17 protein-coding genes are annotated in these 19,013 nt (G+C 67.2%); 12 read left to right on the top strand and 5 right to left on the bottom strand.

Annotation, left to right across the window (positions count from 1 at the left end; all coding sequences use genetic code 11):
* From QMG73_RS44530 to QMG73_RS44515, 4 genes are all read left to right on the top strand, one after another.
* Positions 1–1,458: tyrosine-type recombinase/integrase (locus QMG73_RS44530; RefSeq protein WP_281906033.1), on the top strand; the 1,458-nt coding region annotated here is incomplete at its 5' end.
* The gene (locus QMG73_RS44525; protein ID WP_281906030.1) at positions 1,455–1,697 is read left to right on the top strand and encodes a hypothetical protein; all 243 of its coding nucleotides are present in this window, start codon (positions 1,455–1,457) and stop codon (positions 1,695–1,697) included. The genes QMG73_RS44530 and QMG73_RS44525, both read left to right, overlap by 4 nt.
* Entirely contained in the window at positions 1,694–3,439 is a 1,746-nt protein-coding gene (locus QMG73_RS44520) for a recombinase family protein (protein ID WP_281906029.1), read from the top strand. The genes QMG73_RS44525 and QMG73_RS44520 overlap by 4 nt, the downstream gene beginning before the upstream one ends.
* 846 nt (positions 3,440–4,285) lie before the next feature.
* Positions 4,286–5,566: a DUF6880 family protein gene (locus QMG73_RS44515; protein ID WP_281906028.1), complete on the top strand. Its 1,281-nt coding sequence runs from the start codon at positions 4,286–4,288 to the stop codon at positions 5,564–5,566.
* 302 nt (positions 5,567–5,868) lie between these two features.
* Here QMG73_RS44515 and QMG73_RS44510 read toward each other — a convergent pair whose 3' ends face one another.
* Together QMG73_RS44510 and QMG73_RS44505 are read right to left on the bottom strand one after the other, a co-directional pair.
* Positions 5,869–6,849 (bottom strand): FAD-dependent oxidoreductase, encoded by a 981-nt coding sequence (locus QMG73_RS44510; protein WP_281906026.1) that lies wholly within the window; start codon positions 6,847–6,849, stop codon positions 5,869–5,871.
* Positions 6,850–6,865: 16 nt separating this feature from the next.
* Positions 6,866–8,281, bottom strand: a complete 1,416-nt coding sequence (locus QMG73_RS44505) for a carph-isopro domain-containing protein (protein ID WP_281906025.1) — start codon at positions 8,279–8,281, stop codon at positions 6,866–6,868.
* Positions 8,282–8,570: 289 nt separating this feature from the next.
* Here QMG73_RS44505 and QMG73_RS44500 point away from each other — a divergent pair, with 289 nt between their 5' ends.
* The 8 genes from QMG73_RS44500 to QMG73_RS44465 all read left to right on the top strand — a co-directional run bounded on the left by QMG73_RS44500 (position 8,571) and on the right by QMG73_RS44465 (position 16,092).
* A complete protein-coding gene (locus QMG73_RS44500; RefSeq protein ID WP_281906024.1) occupies positions 8,571–9,983 on the top strand; it encodes an APC family permease in 1,413 nt (470 codons plus the stop codon).
* A gap of 3 nt (positions 9,984–9,986) precedes the next feature.
* On the top strand, positions 9,987–11,009 hold the full coding sequence (locus QMG73_RS44495) for an acetamidase/formamidase family protein (RefSeq protein WP_281906021.1): 1,023 nt from the start codon (positions 9,987–9,989) through the stop codon (positions 11,007–11,009).
* Complete coding sequence (locus tag QMG73_RS44490; RefSeq protein WP_281906020.1) at positions 11,006–11,785, top strand: GOLPH3/VPS74 family protein; 780 nt, start codon at positions 11,006–11,008, stop codon at positions 11,783–11,785. The genes QMG73_RS44495 and QMG73_RS44490 overlap by 4 nt, the downstream gene beginning before the upstream one ends.
* 81 nt (positions 11,786–11,866) lie before the next feature.
* Positions 11,867–12,160, top strand: coding sequence for a hypothetical protein (locus tag QMG73_RS44485; protein ID WP_281906018.1), 294 nt, complete (start codon positions 11,867–11,869; stop codon positions 12,158–12,160).
* A gap of 164 nt (positions 12,161–12,324) precedes the next feature.
* Positions 12,325–13,185 (top strand): hypothetical protein, encoded by an 861-nt coding sequence (locus QMG73_RS44480; RefSeq protein ID WP_281906017.1) that lies wholly within the window; start codon positions 12,325–12,327, stop codon positions 13,183–13,185.
* Positions 13,186–13,194: 9 nt separating this feature from the next.
* Positions 13,195–14,187 (top strand): nucleotidyl transferase family protein, encoded by a 993-nt coding sequence (locus tag QMG73_RS44475; RefSeq protein ID WP_281906015.1) that lies wholly within the window; start codon positions 13,195–13,197, stop codon positions 14,185–14,187.
* Complete coding sequence (locus tag QMG73_RS44470) at positions 14,184–15,080, top strand: NAD-dependent epimerase/dehydratase family protein (RefSeq protein WP_281906014.1); 897 nt, start codon at positions 14,184–14,186, stop codon at positions 15,078–15,080. The genes QMG73_RS44475 and QMG73_RS44470 overlap by 4 nt, the downstream gene beginning before the upstream one ends.
* Positions 15,073–16,092 carry an FAD-dependent oxidoreductase gene (locus tag QMG73_RS44465; RefSeq protein WP_281906012.1) on the top strand — a complete coding sequence of 340 codons (1,020 nt, stop codon included), beginning with the start codon at positions 15,073–15,075 and terminating at the stop codon, positions 16,090–16,092. Before QMG73_RS44470 ends, QMG73_RS44465 begins: the two co-directional genes overlap by 8 nt.
* A 13-nt stretch (positions 16,093–16,105) precedes the next feature.
* Here the strand turns inward: QMG73_RS44465 and QMG73_RS44460 are convergent, their stop codons facing one another.
* From QMG73_RS44460 to QMG73_RS44450, 3 genes are all read right to left on the bottom strand, one after another.
* Positions 16,106–17,125 carry a tryptophan--tRNA ligase gene (locus QMG73_RS44460; RefSeq protein WP_281906009.1) on the bottom strand — a complete coding sequence of 340 codons (1,020 nt, stop codon included), beginning with the start codon at positions 17,123–17,125 and terminating at the stop codon, positions 16,106–16,108.
* Between the two features lie 10 nt (positions 17,126–17,135).
* Positions 17,136–17,843: an HAD family hydrolase gene (locus QMG73_RS44455; protein WP_281906007.1), complete on the bottom strand. Its 708-nt coding sequence runs from the start codon at positions 17,841–17,843 to the stop codon at positions 17,136–17,138.
* A 300-nt stretch (positions 17,844–18,143) separates the two neighbouring features.
* Positions 18,144–18,266 (bottom strand): hypothetical protein, encoded by a 123-nt coding sequence (locus tag QMG73_RS44450; RefSeq protein WP_281906005.1) that lies wholly within the window; start codon positions 18,264–18,266, stop codon positions 18,144–18,146.
* Positions 18,267–19,013: the final 747 nt, after the last annotated feature.

Below are 19,013 nucleotides of genomic sequence, written 5' to 3'. Positions count from 1 at the left end.
TCCGGAGATCCGGTGACCACCGGCCCGGAGTTTTCATGTCCACCAGCCCGGAGCGAACTGTCCGCCAGCTCCGATTTTTTCGTGTCCGCTGGCAACGTCTACCGTGGCCGCCGGGTGCCCGGGGTGTACCAGCGGTGCACCGACCAGTGCGACCAGAACCGGTGCGACCGCCACCGCTGGCAGTACACAGTGGAACTACCGTCTGGACCCGGCGGAGCGCGCCGCCAGCACGCCAAGGGCGGCTTCGCCACCGCCCGCCAGGCACTGGCTGCCCGCACCCATGTCCTGCGCGAGACCAAGGCCGGCGGTCCAGTCGCCGACCCCAACCTGACCGTGGGGCGATGGCTACCGACCTGGCTCGCGGCCCGCTACGAGCGCGGCGAAATCCGCGACGGCACCGCCGAGAACTACCGCGACAACATCGATCGGTTCCTGATCCCGCGGCTGGGCCACATCCGCCTCGTCGACCTGCGCCCGCCCCACCTGAGCGCCGCGTACGATGCGATCCGCCGGGAACGCGCCGCGCAGATCGTCGCGGCCGAGGCGATCAACGAGCAGCGGCGCGCGGCGGCGGCCGTCACGAACACGGTCCGCCGCTCCGGCCGCCCCCGGGTGCCGAAGCTGGTGCCGGTCCCGCGTCCGCTCGGCCCGCAAACGATGCGGCGCATCCACAACACCCTCTCCGGGGCGCTGCGCACCGCGACCCGGGCCGGACTGATCCTCCGGAACCCAGCGCCGGACGCGGACCTGCCCAAGCTGACCCGGTCGAAGACCACAGTGTGGACCGCGCAGCAGCTCGGTAGATTCCTGGACGCGATCGAGCCGCAGCGGCTGTATCCGCTCTACCATCTGGCCGCGTTCGCCGGGCTGCGCCGCGGCGAGCTGTGCGGGCTCGGCTGGGACGACGTCGACCTGGACGTAGGCCGGATCACCGTCCGCTGGCAGATCACCCAACGCAGCTACGTGACAGCGCGCAAAGCCGAGCAGGAGGGCCGGCCTGGCCGGTACCGCACTAAGCCCAAGACGCTCGCCGGCGAGGACCGCGTCGTCGACCTCGACGCCGCGACCGTGTACGTCCTGCGCCAGTGGCGCAGGACTCAGCTGCTGGAGCGACTGGAATGGGGTCCGGCGTACGCCGGACCGATCGACGACCACGGCGACCTTGTCTTCACCCGTGAAGACGGACGGCCGCTGGACCCCGGAATGACGTACCAAACCTTCGTCCAGCTCGTCCGCCAAGCTGGACTGTCGCATCTGAAGCTGCATGGCTTACGCCACGTCAACATCTCCCTGCAACTGGAAGCCGGTGTTTCCGAGACCGTCATCGCCATGCGGGTCGGTCACACCAGTCCAGCGCTTATCCGATCCACGTACGGACACCTCATCGGCACCGTCGGCCAGCGGGCGGCCGAGGCAACGGCCGCGCTCGTACCACGAAGGCCGCGGGGCTCGTCGTGAACAGCCGCGATTCAACAGATGGCCAGAGCGTCGACGCACCGCGTAAGAAGCGTCGATGGCGGGCTCCGCCGCCGATGGAGGTCACGGTTGAGGTCAACTGGGTGACCGGCGACCAGGCCGAGGATCTGGCGCACCGCCAGTGGCTCGTCATCAAGGAGGTCCTGCAATGGACCATCGACCATCCCCACCCCGGGCAGGAAGCAGCCAAGCCGGCGACGGGATTGTCAAACGAGCAATGATCGGGCCGGGCGGTCACGGCCCGACCTCCCCGTGGAGCGTCATCTCCCGGGTCTCCGCCATGGGCGAACGCGTACCCGTCGCCGGATTGATCCGAGTCTCCACAGACGACCTGCAGGATCCGGTCGGATCAGCCAGGCGCCAGGTGGGTAACTGCGTAGCGGCGTTGCCCGTAGGGTGGCAGGTGGTGGCCTGGTTCATCGACATCGAGTCCGGGCGGATGGAGTTCGACGAACGCGGTGCCGGCACCGCGCACCTGAACCTGCTACTGCCGGTCGATCGAGCCGGCGGGCTGCCGGAGCTGCTCGCGGAGGCGAAACACCGCGACTGCCGGTTCGCCGCGGTCATCTGCGAGAGCGCCGAGCGGATGGCCCGCTACGTGTACTTCAACACCCGCATCGAGTACGAGCTCGCCACCCACGGCATCGAACTGTTCGCCGCCGACGAACCCATCGACCTGGACGGCAAGAAGGCCGCCAAAGTACTACTGCGGCGGATCAAACAGGCGGTAGGCGAGTGGACCGTGATCAACACATTCGAGCAGACGTGGGACGGCCTCAAGACCCACACCACCTCGGGCTACAACCTCGGCCGCGCCCCCTACGGCTACCGCACGCAACCCCACCGCGAAGGAGCCCGGACCAAGTCCAAACTCGTGGTCGACCAAATCCGCGGGCCGGTGATCACCCAAATCTTCGGTTGGCGTGTCCATCACCAGCTGACCTACTGGCAAATCGCCGAGCTACTCAACCGCGATCTGGACCGTTACCCGCCGCCGGAGCCAACCCGCAAGAACACCGCAGTCGGCCGGTGGACCGGGTCGACCATCCGCGGCATGCTGGCCAACCCGAAGTACACCGGCTACATGGTGTGGAACCGCACCACCACCCGCACCGGCGTCACCGTCCGCCGCAAGAAATCCCACCGGACCAACCCAGTCGACCAGTGGGTATGGTCGCCGACACCCACGCACACCGCGCTGGTCTCGGTGGCAGACTTCCAAGCCGCCGTCGCGGCAGCAGGTCGGCAGGCAGGTCACCGGTCCGGTCATGAACCGAACGCACATCCCGCCACCAAGCGCACCTATCTGTTGCGCGGCTACCTACGCCACCAGCAGTGCGGCCGCCGGATGCAAGGCACCCTCCACGGCGACCACATCTACTACGGCTGTCACGGCCCCCGCAACACCCGCGGCGAGCCCACCATGCCGGATCATCCCGGCACCTTCTACATCCGCGAGGACTACCTCCTGCCGGTCATCTACCACGCCGTCGCCGAGCAGGTCCTCGGACCGCACAGACACAGCCACCTGGCCGAGCAAGACAGCGCGACACCAGCTCGACAGGCCCGGACCCACGCCGAACAAATTGAGGCCACCCGCCGGACCTTGGACGACATCACCAACCGACAGGACACCATCGCCGCCGAAGTGGAACAGACCACCGAAGACCACCATGCCTGGCGAACCAGACTCCGCGAACGCTTCGAAGAACTTGAGACCCGCCGAACCCAGAAGCAGGCGTGGCTTGCCGAACTGATCGCCACGCAACCCGACGAGGCGGATCCAGGCAAGACGGAATTGCTGGACACCGTGCGCGACGTGCGGCTCGTGGACCTTCCCGAACGGTTGCAGCGAGCGCTGTTTGACATCGTCAAGCTGGAAGTAACCCTGCCTGACACCCGCCAAGCGCACATCAAACTCACTCTCACCGCCAACAGAACGCACGGTAGAGCGGCAACCTGATACCCATCGAGGCTTCCCCACATACAGGCTGCGTCAAGGACCTCAAGCTTGATCGGGCAAGCCTCATCGGCGCCGCGCTGGAGCTATCCTTCGTGGGCTATACACCGGAGCCACTCCTGGTGATCCGGTACGACGGGGGTGGTGAGCTTCACGGTCGCCACCGACGAGGGCGCGGATGAACTCGGCCGTGTGTAACTCGACGAGGTACTGCCCCACGACTGGGGCTGCCGCCACGAGGTCAAGCTGATCACCGGCACTTGAGGGGCGCCTTGATCATGGGGAGGCGAGGAACCAGAGGGCGCTGCGGAGCAACTGGGCGGCACCGAGCCAAGCGATGTTCATCATCCGGGTGGCATGCCGTCCGGGCCGGCGTCGGGGTGGTCAGCCCGGCAGTCCGGGTCGACGTGTCCTGGGCCTCCGATTTCGCTGTCCGCATCGCGTACGAGTCGGCGCTGCGCCGTGGCCGCATCGAGCGGAAGCACGCGTAAGCCACGGGTAGATGGCCGGCCTGCTCGCACACGGTGTGTAGAAGCGAAACTCCTCGACTCCCATGGATACCAAGACGATCCGCATCCGGTCTGCCACGACGAAGCATGCCGGCGCTGTCGCGGCCTTCGCTGCCGCTGTCGGCCAGGCGCGTCTAGTGGAGGTACAGCCGGACGTAGCCCCTTGCCGGGATGTCAGCGCCGGTACGGCTGCGGCGCGCGGCCAACGATCTTTTGATGTGTATCGCGAATGTCGCGTGCGCCTACCCGGGCTGGAGCGATGGCGGGGGAGGCGCGTCGGCCCGGGACGGGTGCGGGCGGGCGCGGTGGTGTGGTTCCCGGGTTGGTGATAATCGCGGGTGTGAGTAGTGGTGTTCGTGACGAGAACGTTGGTGATGTGGCGCTCGGGTTGATCAGGACCCGGGCGGATCTGCACCGTTGGGGTGCCGCCAACGCGCACGGACGTCAGATGCACGAGGCCGTGGGCCTGCTGCGGGACGCCGCCGAGTCGGCCGATCCCGCTGTGCTGCTGGCGGTCGTGGAGAAGGCGATCGCGGCCGCCGTGCGGGTGGTACTGCGCGCCGACGACTCCAGCGGAATCATCGGCGACGCTATCCGCGATCTACTCGAACTCCACACCCAGGTCGCGTCCAAAGCCCGGCCGTCCCCGTCGAGGCTGGCCGCCTGGATGGTCAAGTTCCAGTTCGACGGTACGCAGGACTTCTTCTCCATCGATGTCGCCGACTATGCCTCGGTGCTTGGGCCGGAGGGGTTGGTACTGTACCGGGCCCAGCTGGCCGAGATCGCTGGCGGGCTCGGGCCGGAGCCGGCCGAGGATGTGTCCGGGGCATGGCTCAGCGATCCCGAAGGCTGGCAGAAGGCGGCACAGGACCGGCATACGCGGTTCCTGCTGGAGGCCAACGCCCGCCGGCTCGCGGTTGTCGACCGCGACGTTGACGCGATCATCGCCACCCACGCCCGGGACCGGAAGGTGGCCGCGTGGCTGCACGACACCGCGCGGGCGCTGGCCGAGACCGGCGAGGTTGACCTGGCCGTCGACTGGGCCAGGCAGGCCGCCGACTTCGATCGTGGCCATCAGTCATTGGATGCCGCCGGCTACTGGTGTGAGCTGCTGGCCCAGCATCGGCCTGACGCTGAACTCGCGGCCCGGTTGGAGGTGTTCCGCCGCTGGCCGTCCTCCTCGACAGCGCAGCAACTGCGTCGAGCTGCGGGTGAGGCATGGCCGGCCCACCGCGATGAGGTACTCGACACCCTGGGCCGTTCACCGCGGGATGCGGTCGTCTTCGCGCTGCACCACCTCGGCGATGTGGAGCTGGCCTGGATACTGGCGCACAACCTTGAGCTGACCGACGCGCGTACCTGGAGCGATCTGGCCGACGCCTACGAGCGGGTCGATCCGCTGGGTGTGCTGCCGGTGCTGCATGACCTTGTTGTCGGGGATCTGCGTGAGGCGGACGCCCGCGGGTACCGGCAGGCGGCCCGCCGGCTTCGCCGGATGCGAGGGCTGGCTGCCGGTACGGAACGGGCGGTCGAAATCGACGAGCTGATCGGTACGTTGCGGGAGGAGCACCGCCGTCGTCCGCGCCTCCAGCGCGAGTTCGACCAGGCCGGTCTCCCGTGACCAGAGCCAGGCATCGGAGCACGGCGAGACAGCCAGGTGCTTGCGGCGCCGTTCGGGTCGTGGAAATTTGTGGCGGCGGACTCCACCAGCCGCGATCATTTTGGCTGGCGGATCTCTACGAAGTCATGCTGCTGACGGGCTTGATTGAGAAGGAGAAGCCTAGTCCGGCCTCGGCGTGAGTCATGTCGCCGTGGCCCTCGGCGACAGTGGTAGCTAGGACTGCCTCGGCGATGTCCCGCTCGTGCCCGCATACAGCGTCTGCTGTTTCGCCTTCTGGCGGACACTGGGGTTGTGCTGTGGAATCAATGTGATCGAAGTCCTGGCGCACTTTTGCTGGCGATGGCAGTGACCTCGGTGGCGCAGCCCCAGGATAGGGTCACGCCGGCTCCGCTGTGTCCGTAGTTGTGGATCACGGTCGTGCTGTCGATGAGTGCTTTTTCGACTCGGACCTGTGGCCTGGTGGGTCGCAGCCCGACCCGGTGGCCGATTACGCGAGCATGGCGTAAGCGCGGCTCAACCTCGATGCAGCGAGCGAGGATCGCCGCCGCGACGGCGGGGTCAGGTTGGAGGTCCCATTCGCCTGTGGCGGCGAGGCCGCCGAGCACGATCGTGTCGCCTTGGGGGTAGATATGCAGCAGGTCTGGCGACGGTCCGGTGTCTTCAGCGAAGAAGTCGGTGATGCCTGGGTTCTCGACGACGACAAGCTGGCCGCGGATCGCAGTCAGATCCGGGTCGGGCACAAGATTTCGGGCGCCGATCCCGGTGCAGTTGACGACAATCGGGCTCATGCCGGTGACCTGGGCGAGCTTGTCGATGCGGCGGATCTCGACGGCGACGCCAGCGGTGGCGAGTCGGCGTTGTAGGTAGGACAAGTAGATGGGCATGTCGACCAGGGGGGCGAGGAACCGCCAGCCGGCGGCGAACCCCTTGGGCAGGTCGCTCTCGCTGCACATCCGGAAGCCGTCGAGCTGGTTGCCCCATTCTGGCGGTTCTACTGGCGTACGGGATGCCTCGATTCCGGGTACGAGCCGAACGCCGGTATCGGGCTGGATGGCGAGCCTGCGTAGCTCATCGAGTGTCTGGCGGCTCCAGACCCGCACCTTGTCCAGTGGCTCGACCAGGTATGGGCCCCACATCGCGCCGGCGGCCATGGATGTGGTGGCTTCGGGCGGTTCGGCGGCCCATATTCGCACGCGCAGGCCCGCTTCGACCAGGCGTACGGCGGTGGTGAGGCCGGACACGCCGGCACCGATCACCAGGGCGTCAAGGTCGTCTCTCCCCACGGCTTCGACCGTACTGTCAGTTGCGGTGTTGGGCGAGAGCGGTTTCCAAGTCTGGTAGCAGGTCGGCGACGATCTGGTTGCGTTTGCGGCGGCGCATGTCCTGGGCGAGCTGCGTGAGTAGAGCGACGCTACGCGGTGATCGGACGGTGCCGAGTCGGGGCAGCGCGAGCCGGACGACGCGGGCGGCGGCGTCGAGCTTGCCGTGTGCGGTGTAGCCGAGCGCGAGCCATGCGCCTTCGTACAGGGCGCGCCGCTGCGATGGTTCGCTGGCTGGGCGGGCGTACGCGCCTGTACGCAACAGTGCAGCTCCCCTGCGCAGTAGCGCGCGGCCGGCGGCGTTGCTGGCGTTGCGGCGCCCGGCGAGGATCATGGCGTAGCCGGCCTGGCAGTCGAGGTGGTTCGAGGTCAGGTAGTACAGCCAGTCGGGATCCTGCCCTGTGCGCCGGCCGGTCAGGTGGTCCTGAGCGTTGAGCCAGGCTCGTTCGCATTCGGCAAGGTTGCCTGCCGCCGAGTGGGCGAACGCCAGGCGGGACGTGACCGACGCGTGGACGCTCGCGGGTCCGGTTTCGGCGACGCGGGTGGCCGCTTCTCCGAGTGCTACCGCGTCTCGTCCGTCGCCGGCAGAGGCTGCCTGAAAGGCAAGATCGGCGAGGATGTGTGCCTCCATGGACCGGTAGCCGGCGTCGTGCGCGGCGCGTAACCCGGTGAGCAGGTAGCGCTGCGCCAGGCCGGGCTGGGCGGCATCCACGGCTTTCCAGCCGGCGAGCTGCGCGAGGTCGGCCAATGCGACGAGCAGACGCCGGGTGGTGGCGTCGGTGTGTCCGCCGTCGCGCAGTACCAGAAGTACCGCCCGCATCTGGGCGCCAACGTAGCTGAGGCCGGCGGCTCCGCCACGCTCGTCGTCCAGCATCTGTAGGCGCGGGACGCTGGCCTCGATCTGGTCGACGAGCGGGTCGTCCGTCGTTGCGGCGGGTACGGCAGCAGAGGCCGGGCTCTGTGCGGCAAGGTAAGTGCTCACCATCTGGGCGAGCGCGGCGCCCGAGACAGACAGAAACCTGCGGCGGTCCACGAGCCCTCCCAACAGCCAGTCCTCGGCGATCTTCATCGTGGTCGCCAGCGTCCATGGTCCGTCCATGCCGGCGCTTGCCGGCAAGATCAGCGTGGCATCGTTCGCGCCGGCTTGCCCGGGCCAAAGGTCCCGGACGGTGACAACTCGGCCGAGGTGCCGGGAGATGGTGTACGCGGTGAGCGCTGGTAGCGGTGGGCGCGGAATCCCGCCCGCATCACGCCAGTGGTAGGGCGCGGTCTCGGCGACTGTGCCCGACCCGAACAGCCTGTTCAGGTCTCGTGCGAGCGCGCGCGGCGTCAGCCCGGCCTCGGTGAGGTGTGCGGCGAGCGACGGGTTGCTGCGCTGACTCGTTTGCCGGGACATGCGTTTGCGCTGCCTCCTTCCACGCTTGGTGTATTGACCGTAGCGAACGTTATGGCCGGCCGCGACGTCGAAGTTGACGGATTTGACGGCCTGATCGCCTCCCGTCGACAGCCGCTGGCACGGTGTGCTTGACGGTATGAAATCCCCGCTGGCGTACTGCCACAAATGGCTGCGCCGGCGGGTGATCCCACCCAATGAGGCGATCGCAACGACTATGACTGCCCGCAGGCCCATCGCCGGCGTGCGGACTTGCGCCCCCGATGAGACGTGCCAGTGAAGGGATTCCCCGGTGTCGTATCCGGTTGATGAGTTGCAGCGGTTCGGTTACCAGCAGGAGCTGCGACGTGCGTTGAGGTTCCGCGACCTCCTGGCCTACGGACTGATCTTCATGGTGCCGATCGCCCCTATGGCGATTTTCGGCGCGGTGTTTTCGGCGTCCGGTGGGATGGTTGTCCTCGCCTACGCCATCGGCGCGGTCGCGTTGATTTTTACGGCGTTCTCGTACTCGCAGATGGTCAAGGCGTTCCCTCTGTCGGGCAGCGTCTACAACTACGTCGGCCGTGGGATCGGCGCACCGGTCGGGTTCCTGGCCGGGTGGGCGATCATGCTCGACTACATCCTGGTGCCGTCGTTGCTGTACCTGGTGGCTTCGGTCGCGATGAACGCAACCGTGACGGCGATTCCGGTGTGGGCGTGGCTGGTCGGCTTCGTACTCGTGAACACGGTCGTCAACTCGTTCGGTATCAAGATGACCGCCACGTTCACCTGGCTCATGCTGGCCGGCGAGCTGGTCGTGCTGTTCGTATTCCTCGGCATCGGCGGGTGGGCCATCCTCAGCGGCGAGGGCCGGTGGACGTGGGACCCGATCTACAACCCGGACACCTTCGGTTGGTCGCTGGTGCTCGCCGCCACAGCGGTAGCCGTGCTCAGCTTCCTTGGCTTCGACGGAATCGCCATGTTGTCGGAGGAAGCGCGCGGCGGATCTCGGATGATTGGCCGGGCGATGGCGGGTGCGCTGCTGCTCGCAGGGCTGCTGTTCATCGTCCAAACATGGGTGGCAGCCATCCTGACCCCGGACCCGCAGGCACTGATCGCCAACGGCGACCCGGATGGCACCGCCTTCTACGCCGCTGCCGAGGTGGCTGCCGGGCCGTGGCTGGCCACGCTGTGCGCGGTCGCCACCGCCATCGCGTGGGGGCTGCCGGACTCGATGGTGGCGCAGGTGGCCATCTCCCGGCTGCTGTACGCGATGGCCCGCGACCGCCAGCTCCCCAGCTTCCTCGCGAAGGTGTCCCGCAAGCACAACGTGCCCACCAACGCCATCGTGCTGGTCGCGGCCGTCTCTCTCGGGCTGGGGCTGTACATGAACCAACGCGACGACGGCATCAGCCTGCTTGCCAGCCTGATCAACTTCGGGGCGTTGACCGCGTTCCTCGCACTCCACGTGTCCGTGGTCGTGCACTACACGATCCGCCAACGCAGCCGAAACGTGTTCGCGCACCTGATGATGCCCGCCATCGGCGCCACCATCCTCAGCCTGGTCGTGTGGAACGCGAACGTTGCCGCTCAACGGCTCGGCTTCGTCTGGATCGGCATCGGCCTGCTTGTATTGATCGGCCTCTACGCGGCCGGTCGGCGGCCGGTACTGTCCGGGCTCACCCCCGCTCGGCGCGAGACCCTTCCAGTGCGCGAGGGGGTGTGAGCCGTGGCCGCACCAATCACACACATCCCGGCGAAGGACGACCTGGCGTATACGTTCGGCGGCCGGCTCCCGGTAGCCCACCTGCAATCCGGTGACGTACTGACCACCTACACCGAGGACTGCTTCGGCGGCGCGGTGTCCACCGTGGACGACCTGCCGTCCAGGGTGTGCCAGATGCCGTATCTCAACCCGGTGTCCGGGCCGTTCTTCATCGAAGACGCCGAACCCGGTGACACCCTGGCCGTGCATTTCGTATCCATCGTGCCCGCCCGCCCTGTGGGTGTGTCCAGCACGTTCCCGCACTTCGGTGCGCTCACCTCCACCTCCCAGACGCCTACGTTGCAGCCGCCGTTGGAAGAGCGGGTGTGGCTGTACGACATCGACACCTGCGCCGGGACCGTGACCTACCGCGCCCGCAACGCCGACTACCGAGTGGTCCTTCCCCTGGATCCGATGCACGGCACCGTCGGGGTCGCGCCCGCCGGGTTCGAAGTCCGCTCCACGATCGTCCCGGACTCCCACGGTGGGAACCTGGACACGCCGGAACTACGCGCCGGCGCCACCCTGTACCTGGGTGTCAACGTGCACGGCGCCATGCTGTGCCTCGGCGACGGCCACGCACGGCAGGGCCAGGGTGAGGTGTCTGGTGTCGCGGTCGAGGTCGCCATGAACACCACGATCGCCGTCGAGGTGATCAAAGGCGTGGTCACCCCCTGGCCGCGTATCGAGTCCGACGACGCGCTCATGTCGGTGGGCTGCGCACGCCCTCTGGAGGACGCGTTCCGGATCAGCCAACACGACCTGGTGACCTGGACAGCCTCGCTGACCGGACTGGACATGTTGGACGCCTACCAGCTCGTCGCTCAGGCGGGTACGGCACCGGTCGGCAACGTGTGCGACCCGAACTACACGATGCTGGCCCGCCTGGACAAGCAGTATCTCGGCGCAGCCGTCGCCTACACCGCCGTACACGAGCGGCTGCGGCAGATACCGCCGCCCCCACGAGCCTGGAACGGCCGGCGATGAGCATCCCCACCGTTGACGAGGCCCGAACCGTGCATCCGACCACACCCGACCGGCTGGCCCGGCTGCCGCTGCGAGCCGAACTGTTCCTGCTCGCCCACGACGACGACACCGGCGAACCAACCATCAACATCCAATCCCTCGCAGTCGGGCTGGCCGGCGCCATCCTCCTGGAACTGTGGTTGGACCAGCGCGTCGCGATCGGCTGGACCTACAACCCATTGCGTCAGGGTTGGGTCCCGAACCCGGGCCGGATCACCATCGCGAACACAGACCCAGCTGGCGACCCGCTCGGCGCCGCCGCCATGGCCGTCATCCGCCAGACCGACCACACGCCACCCGAACAGGACCAGCTCCGCCGGTGGCTGCGCATCTTCGCCGCAACCGACCTGTACGAACGCGTCCGCGCCAACATGCTCACCGTCGGCGTGCTGCGCCGCACCAGCCGCCGCCGCTTGGGCGGCCTGGTAAAAACCGACGCCTACCTCGCCGTCGACACCGCGTGGGCCGTCCGCGCCCGTGGCCAAATCCGCTCGATCCTGCACGGCCTCGCCCACCCACAGCACCGCCACCGCGAGAGGCCCGACGACCAGTGCGCCGCCCTATCCGGCCTCGTCCATGTGTTGGAACTGGCGCCGTTCCTGTACCTGGACCTGCCCAACCACCAACTCAACCGCTTGCTGCGTGACCTCGGCGAGCGACACAACCGGACCATCCACGACGTCATCACCGCCGTTGACGCCGGCCGTGGCGACCTCGCCGTGCAGGCCATGCGATGACAAGGGGCGTAGCCGCATAACGGAATTGGCGTGAAGTGGTGTGGGACACGTGAGGCGGGCCCGCCTACCCGCACCCCCCATGTGAATGGAAACGGCACCCGTATCGCCGTCATGGGCCTGCCTTACGTGTCACCAGACCACTTCACCCACACGACAGATTTCACAGGGAACGACCAGAACATCGGGGAGGCCAATGGCATGGGTGCTGGCGACGAAGCGATCGTGACAGCCACATCTATTCAGCGCACCGATCTTCCGGCGTCGCCTCTCGACGCCGGAAGGACTACCGGCAAGACCGACGACGGGTACCGCACCCATTCGTCGTTATACCAGGCACGGCACAGCATTTTGGTGGGACCGCAATGGGCAGCGTGAGAGGCGGCTCCGTCGCCGCGCAAGCCGATACGTGGTCGCCAGATCTCCTTCAAACGCTACTGCGAGACCCGTCTGCGGCATCGGACGAGCGATGGCGGCGATGGTGCGCTCACCTGCTCCACGCCGACCTCATCGGACCGGTCGAACTCCACGAGTGGTGGGACGTGATCATCGAGTTCGACCCAGTGCTCAGCGCCTACACCAACAAACCTGTAGCAACACCCGACAACACTGTTGTGGTCGCCGGAAGCGGCAAGGAACACTTCAAGACGTTCAACGTCAGCACCGCGGCAGCGATCCTGGCGGCAGCAGCCGGGGTCCCGGTGGTCAAAGGCGTCTCGCAGTCGGTGTCCGCAGTGTCCGGCGCCGCCGACATTCTCGATGTCCTCGGAATACGGCCAGTCGACCACCCTGCCGCCATCACTGAGGCGCTGGATCGGCATGGCATCGCCTGCACCGCCTACGCGAACTTCTGCCCTCGGTACGCAGCTCGCTATGACGGCGTTTTCGAGAAGCTCACCCCGGCGAGCTTCTTCATGCCAGTGGCGGCGTTGTGCGTGCGGGCGGGCGGATACGTGCTCGGCCTCGCACACCGCGATGTCATGCTCGCCGCCGCGGCACTGCGGCGAATCCGACCCGATATCGCCACAGGCGTAGTCGCATCCACCGAGCTGACGCCCGGCGAAATGATCGACGAACATAGCGATGTTGGTGTGGCACGTATCGCCCACCTCACGGATGGCGTGATCATCAGCGAGGTGCGTCGGAGGAGTGCGCCAGCGGAAGCGTGGCGTACCGCTGTGGCGCACCGACCGACACACGGCGGCAATGCGGCTCTCGTCGCCGCCGCAGTCACCTCATGCAACGACACACCAGTCGCCCGGCTCGTGGAGCTGAACGCCGCCCTCGTCGTCACCGCGAGCCGAGCCGGAGTCGACCTCGACGAGGCGACCGACCAGGTCCGTGAGGCTCGTCGATCCGGGCGGGCCACACGACTGCTCACGACGCTGACTCACCTCCAATAGGGAGCACCGATGCCTGCCAAGCCAATAGGTCAGCGATCGGCCGAGGCCCTCGCCGGACAGCTCGGGACAACGGCCGTCCGCTTCACCCATCTCGACGACGCGGTCACGGTGCTCGACCCCGAGGTGCGGAACTCGTTGGCCGTCGTCACCGGGTTCGGACCGACGAACGCGCCGACCGCCGGGACGCTCTCAGTCATGCTCGGGGCCGTCGAGTTGCAGCGCCGCCTTCACGCACCGATGACTGTCGTCATCTCCGACCTAGGGGCGTGGAACTCTCGCAATGTCCCTTGGTCGACCCTCGTTCGGGTCAGGGACCAGATGTTCGCCTTCCTCGCGGCGCTCGGGCTGGACGTGGACAAAGCGCATCTGCGTTCTCACCTCGACCACGACAACCTCATCAGGGCCGGCCGGATCGCTCGTTACCTGTCGCGGTCGGACTTTCAGGAGAACCGCGAAAGTTTGTTGGAGCTCTACGCGGATCACGGATTGCTCGGCAGCGAGACAGGCGTGGTCGTCGACTCGCTATACACCGTCGCCGACGTGCTCGCCCCGTTCGACAGTGGAGCCACGAACATCCTCATGGTGTCCGGAATGGAGGAGGCGTACTTCACCGACCTGGCCCGATTGGTCCTTAACCGGCAGGCGGAGGCCGGCGACCTGAGCTTGGGCTGGAGCGGGCAGATCGGCGCTCTGTACTTCCGGGTTCTGGAAGGGTTCGCTGGCTACCCGAAAATGTCCAAAAGCATCCCAGTGTCCAGCATCCACCTCAACATGGCTCCGAGTGAGATCGCCGACCGCATCATGAGCGACGACGAGGCGAGCCAACCCGCGATCCTTTCGGCCATCGAGTTGAGCAGCGGCTGGGACGGCACTGACGTCGATCGCGCCCGTGTGGCGTTCGTCGAACGCGCTGTGCACCCAGACGCATGGCGAAAGGTGCGCCGGGAGTTCGGTGACACCTTCGTTCAGTTCGCCGGCCTGTGGCAGGAGTGTGCTCCGTGAAGAGGGCTGTGATCGTCCTCGGTGCGTCGGGGCGGCTCGGCTGTCGCGTCCTACCGGTACTCGCCGAGTCCGGCTTCGACATCGCGGCGGTGACGCGAACACCGCTAACCGTCGGCCCGCCGCAGGACGTTCGCTGGATCACTGCGGACGTGACGCTTGAGGAAGACCGGACCCGAATCGTGGCAACGCTAGAGGCGTGGGCGGCCGGCCATGACCACATCTGCGTCGTCGACACCGTTCTTGACCGCAGGGGAGTCGCGGCCATGCGGCGCAGCATCCAAGGCGCGACCAGTGTCGTCTTCGCACTACGCGAACGGTTCGGCGACGGGCGCCGGACGTGTGCGCTGGTCGCGGCGAGCACCACGGCCGTCCTGGCCTCCTTCCTCTACCAGACCCCGTACGGGCTGGCGAAACGAAGGCAGGTCATCACCTACGCACGCGCCGGCATCCTGGGCGCCGCCCTGCTCCTGCCTCAACTCGCGCAGTGGCCCAGCACCGGACCGGTGGATGGAGCAGCCTGGTCCTTCGAACAGGCCGCGTGCCGGGTCGTCGAGGCCGTCCTTGCAGCGCCCTGGCGTTCGAGCTTCGCGGTCTACGCGCTCGACTTCGCCGCCCCCGCCACCAAGGACGAGGACACACCGCTGTCTGCCGCAAGCACCGCCGTCCTGACCCATCTGCACAGCCTCATCCTGAGCCGCGATTGCATGCAGGCTCACCGCGCGGCCGCCCGAAGTCGGCTACGCCTGACGCCGCAGCGGCTCCGAGGTCGCGTTGACCACCACCTGGCGCCGGTCGGCCTGGTCCGCCGCTTCGCTGAGCGGTACCACCTCTCGATCATCGACGAGCGGACCGCCGGGTCTTCCCTGAACCGCCGAGGGCCGCTACATGCCTGACGAGCGTGTGGACGTTCTCGTCGTCGGGTCGGGCTTGTGCGGCTTGACGACCGCGGTTACCGCCGCGCGTCGCGGGCTGCGGGTTCTATGCCTCGGCGACGAACTGCCTGGCGCGTCCCTGGCCAACTTCGGCCAGTACCACTCCGGAGCCGTCTACGCGCCAGTGCTTCCCGCAGTCGCGCGAGACTGCTGGCAACATCGCAATCGCTGGGGTGACCTGGTCCAAACGGCCCGGGTCGGCGAATCCACGGGGCTGGCACTGTTCCATGCGACCGACACTGTCGACCGCTACCGCCACGCCTGGAGCGAGGCCGGCATCGAGGGTGTGGAAGAGGTGGACCCGCGTACCGTCGGGCACGTCACTCCACCAGCGGCGGCCTTCCGCATTCCCGATCACAGCGTGAACCTTGCGGCCCTGCGCGTCCGCCTGGTCGAACTCGCCCACGCGACCGGAGTACCAACGGCACGGGAAGCGGTCACGCTGCGCCGCGCCGCCGACAGCACCCTCGTCTCAGCCGGATGGTCCATTCCGCAAGCGCGCGTGGTCGTGCTGGCGACCGGGGCGGCTACGCCGGGCATCCTGTCCCGCGCGGGAATCCAGCACACATTGCATGTGCGCTGTATCGCCTGGGGCCGGGCCACCGGAGCCGGCACGAAAACGCTGACGTACTGGCTGGACGGCGACCTGTTGGCGATCAGTCCCGACCTCAACGGTGTCCGCGTTGGCCTGCCCGGCCTCACCGGCATGTACGGCACGACCGCGACCGAGCACACGCGGCTTCGAGTCGCGCTCGGCCAACGCGGATTCGACTCGCTCGCCTCCAGCCTCGAACTGCTGTGGGGCACAGTATGCGAACCCGCCACTCCACATGCCGATCCGTCCGCCGCCGTGATCGACCTCCGAGACCCGCCAGCCGGCTGGTCCCCAGCCGCCAACCTCGTCGTCGCGCTCCCTGGCAAGTGGACCACCGCGTGGCACTGCGCCGACCGAGTGGTCGACGCCCTCATGTGAGGGCGCTGAGCCGCTATGCGATACCGATCGCGTCCCTCACCCGTTCCAGCACCGGCCGGGTCTGCTTACGGGCCTTGTCCGCGCCGTGAACGAGCAGATCGTCCAGCTCGCTGCCCGGCGCCATCAGTGCCTCGTAGCGCTCCCGCATCGGCCCGAACCGTGCGATCAAGGCATCGGTCAGCTGGGCCTTGACCTCGCCCCAGCCCATCCCACCAGCGAGCAACCGAGCCCTGGTGTCAGCCACCACGTCGTCGCCGCCGAAACGCTCCAGCAGCGTGAAGACTGCCGCCGAGTCCGGATCCTTGGGGGCCTCGACCGGCACGCTATCGGTCGGAATGCGCCTGATCACCTTGCGCAAGCTGGCCTCAGGCGCGAACAGCGGGATCGTGTTGTCGTAGGACTTGCTCATCTTGCGCCCGTCCGTGCCCGGCAAGGTATGCGCCGAATCCTCCGGCGGGACAACTGGTGCCGGGACCTTGAACTTGAACCGGTCGCCGTAGACGCTGTTGAACGCTCCCGCGATGTCAGCGGCGTACTCGACATGCTGGAGCTGGTCGCGACCCACCGGCACTACGTCCGCGTCCATGATCAAGATGTCGACCGCCATCAACACCGGATAATTGAACAGCCCCATGTTCACGCCCGCGTCAAGATCTTCTTTGCCCGCTTCTCGGTTCCGGTCGCGCGCGGCCTTGTACGCATGCGCCCTGTTCATCAAGCCCTTGGCGCTCACACAGGAAAGCACCCAGGCCAGCTCGAAGGTCTCAGTAATGTCCGACTGTCGATAGAACGTGGTCCGGTCTGGGTCGAGTCCAGCCGCAAGCCACGTCGCCGCCACGGAGCGGGTGTAATGCTGCAGCAGGTCACGATCGCGGATTGTCGTCAGCGCGTGATAGTCCGCGATAAAGTACACGGACTCGTATGTATTAGCCAATTCGAGCGCGGGAACGATCGCACCGATGTAGTTGCCCAGGTGTGGCTCTCCAGTGGGCTTGATGCCAGTCAAGGAGACCTTACGTGCTGTCGGACCCATAGGGTCGACATTACCGTGCCGCAGGCTCCATATCCGAAGGCGAAAGCGCGTCGCGGGACACGGCGTCAACCGGGCGCCCGTCGAGCCGCGCAGGCAGCTCCGCCATGCGCCGAAAGGTTGCCTCGCTGGCGTCCAACGGCAGCCAACTATCGGGTGCGTATCGGACAACTCGCATGCCTGCGGCCCGAGCGGCGGCCAAACCGGTCTCGCTGTCCTCGACCACGACGCAGCGACCCGGTGGCGCGCCCATACGGGACGCCGCCAGCAGAAACAGGTCAGGGGCCGGCTTGCCTCGCTCAACGTCCGCAGCGGTGAACACGCGACCCGCGAAATACCGCGCGAGCCCAGTCACCTCCAAGGTCAACGCGACCTTTTCCGGCCGTCCGTTCGACGCCACGCACACCGGTATGTTCAGCCGATCCAGCACCTCGACGAGGCCAGGGGTCGGCTCGACCTGGACCCGTAACGCGGCATCCACCGCGATCGTCAGGTCATCGAACCATCCAGGGGACACATCGGAACCGACGAGGCGGAAGATCAGACGCTCCGCCGCCTCCTGCGACAACCCCACAAACTTTCGGAAGCACTCCTCGTCACTGATCTCAACACCCAGTAGCCGCAGGCGCTTGGCCAGCACGCTGATCACGATCGGTTCGCTCTGAACCAGTACCCCGTCGCAGTCAAAGATCACCAGCTCTGGACGGCCGTTATCGTTCACCTAGTCTCCACTTCCCATCAAGGTAGCGCCGATCCCGTGGAGGCCAATCGACTGCCGTCCGCTGGTGACGAGCGTTCCTCACCGGTGGGTTCCAGACAAGGAAGCGCGCTGCCGGAGGAGGCCGACCGGCTTCCAACCCGCGATGGGCACGGCAACCCGATGAGAGCCCGTCGCATCAAAGGTTCAGTCGATGGATGCGCGATCGCCAGCGACACGGCCGCGGACGCAGATCGCCGCTGATGAGGCGCGCGGTACCGCCGGGGTCGCGGACGACGTGGCGCATGTCCTGGGCAAGCAGCCTCAGTGCGCGACGCTGTGCGACGTGTGGACCTTGTCGAGCCGGGGCAGCGCGAGCCGGACGACATCGGCCGAGCAGCGGAAGCCTCCCATGACCAACCGGGTCTTGTCAGACGTGGCGAACACCCTCCGATCTGACAGCGCCCCCGAGATACTGACAGCGCAGGTCAACTGGTCGTGTCCCGTCTCAGCGAATCTGTCCGCGTCCCATCGGGACGGTCATGGCTCCGCCTATGAGACCGTCGTCAACGAGCACCGCGCTGTCTCTTCCGGCGCCGTGCCTGGGTACGTCAGCCGCCAACGCAGACCTGTCGGATGGGACCAACAAGGTTGAGACGCCGCGATCCGCGAACCAGATCCGCTGAGACAACCGCCGCCGTCCGTCTCATCAGATCCGTCAGCCGCCGCGTTCAGCCCGGCGGGGCGCGATCCAGATGCGATGAAAACAGGACAGGTCGGCGGCACGGCCACTCGGCAAGACAACGCTGACGCGGTCGGTGTGCCGGCTGGCACGGGGAGTGGGTTGGGATCACGGCTGGCGGGGCGGGTGCCTCCCGGGTCCCACCGCGAGGTTTCGCCGGGCCCTCCAGATGTTACTGACCGACGGTTACGCTGCGTATCCGGCAGTTCGGGAGGATGCCGGCGGATTCGGCGCTTTGGCGTCCACACAGGCCCGGGTGTGGCGGCTCGCTGCGGCAGTGCCAAACCTGCTGGCGACATGGTGCCGCACGGTGCGGCAGTTCGGCACTTTCGGCAGTCCGCACCTTTCGGCAGTCCGGGAGCGCTATTCAGAACGTCTGATCGTCCACTGTGGTCAGGGCCACGGGTGTCACTACAGGTGACGGCGGCCGCCCCGGTGTAGATCACCTGGGT

Source organism: Phytohabitans aurantiacus, assembly GCF_027923225.1.
Lineage (GTDB): Bacteria > Actinomycetota > Actinomycetes > Mycobacteriales > Micromonosporaceae > Phytohabitans > Phytohabitans aurantiacus.
Note: the sequence above shows the minus strand (reverse complement) of the source record. Positions and strands in the feature narration are given on the sequence as shown.

Bases quoted from the DNA above. Each gene is read 5' to 3' on its own strand.
- QMG73_RS44475 (WP_281906015.1), top strand. From the start codon at position 13,195: ATGCCTGCCAAGCCAATAGGTCAGCGATCGGCCGAGGCCCTCGCCGGA.
- QMG73_RS44520 (WP_281906029.1), top strand. From the start codon at position 1,694: ATGATCGGGCCGGGCGGTCACGGCCCGACCTCCCCGTGGAGCGTCATC.
- QMG73_RS44505 (WP_281906025.1), bottom strand. From the start codon at position 8,281: ATGTCCCGGCAAACGAGTCAGCGCAGCAACCCGTCGCTCGCCGCACAC.
- QMG73_RS44490 (WP_281906020.1), top strand. From the start codon at position 11,006: ATGAGCATCCCCACCGTTGACGAGGCCCGAACCGTGCATCCGACCACA.
- QMG73_RS44465 (WP_281906012.1), top strand. From the start codon at position 15,073: ATGCCTGACGAGCGTGTGGACGTTCTCGTCGTCGGGTCGGGCTTGTGC.
- QMG73_RS44460 (WP_281906009.1), bottom strand. From the start codon at position 17,125: ATGGGTCCGACAGCACGTAAGGTCTCCTTGACTGGCATCAAGCCCACT.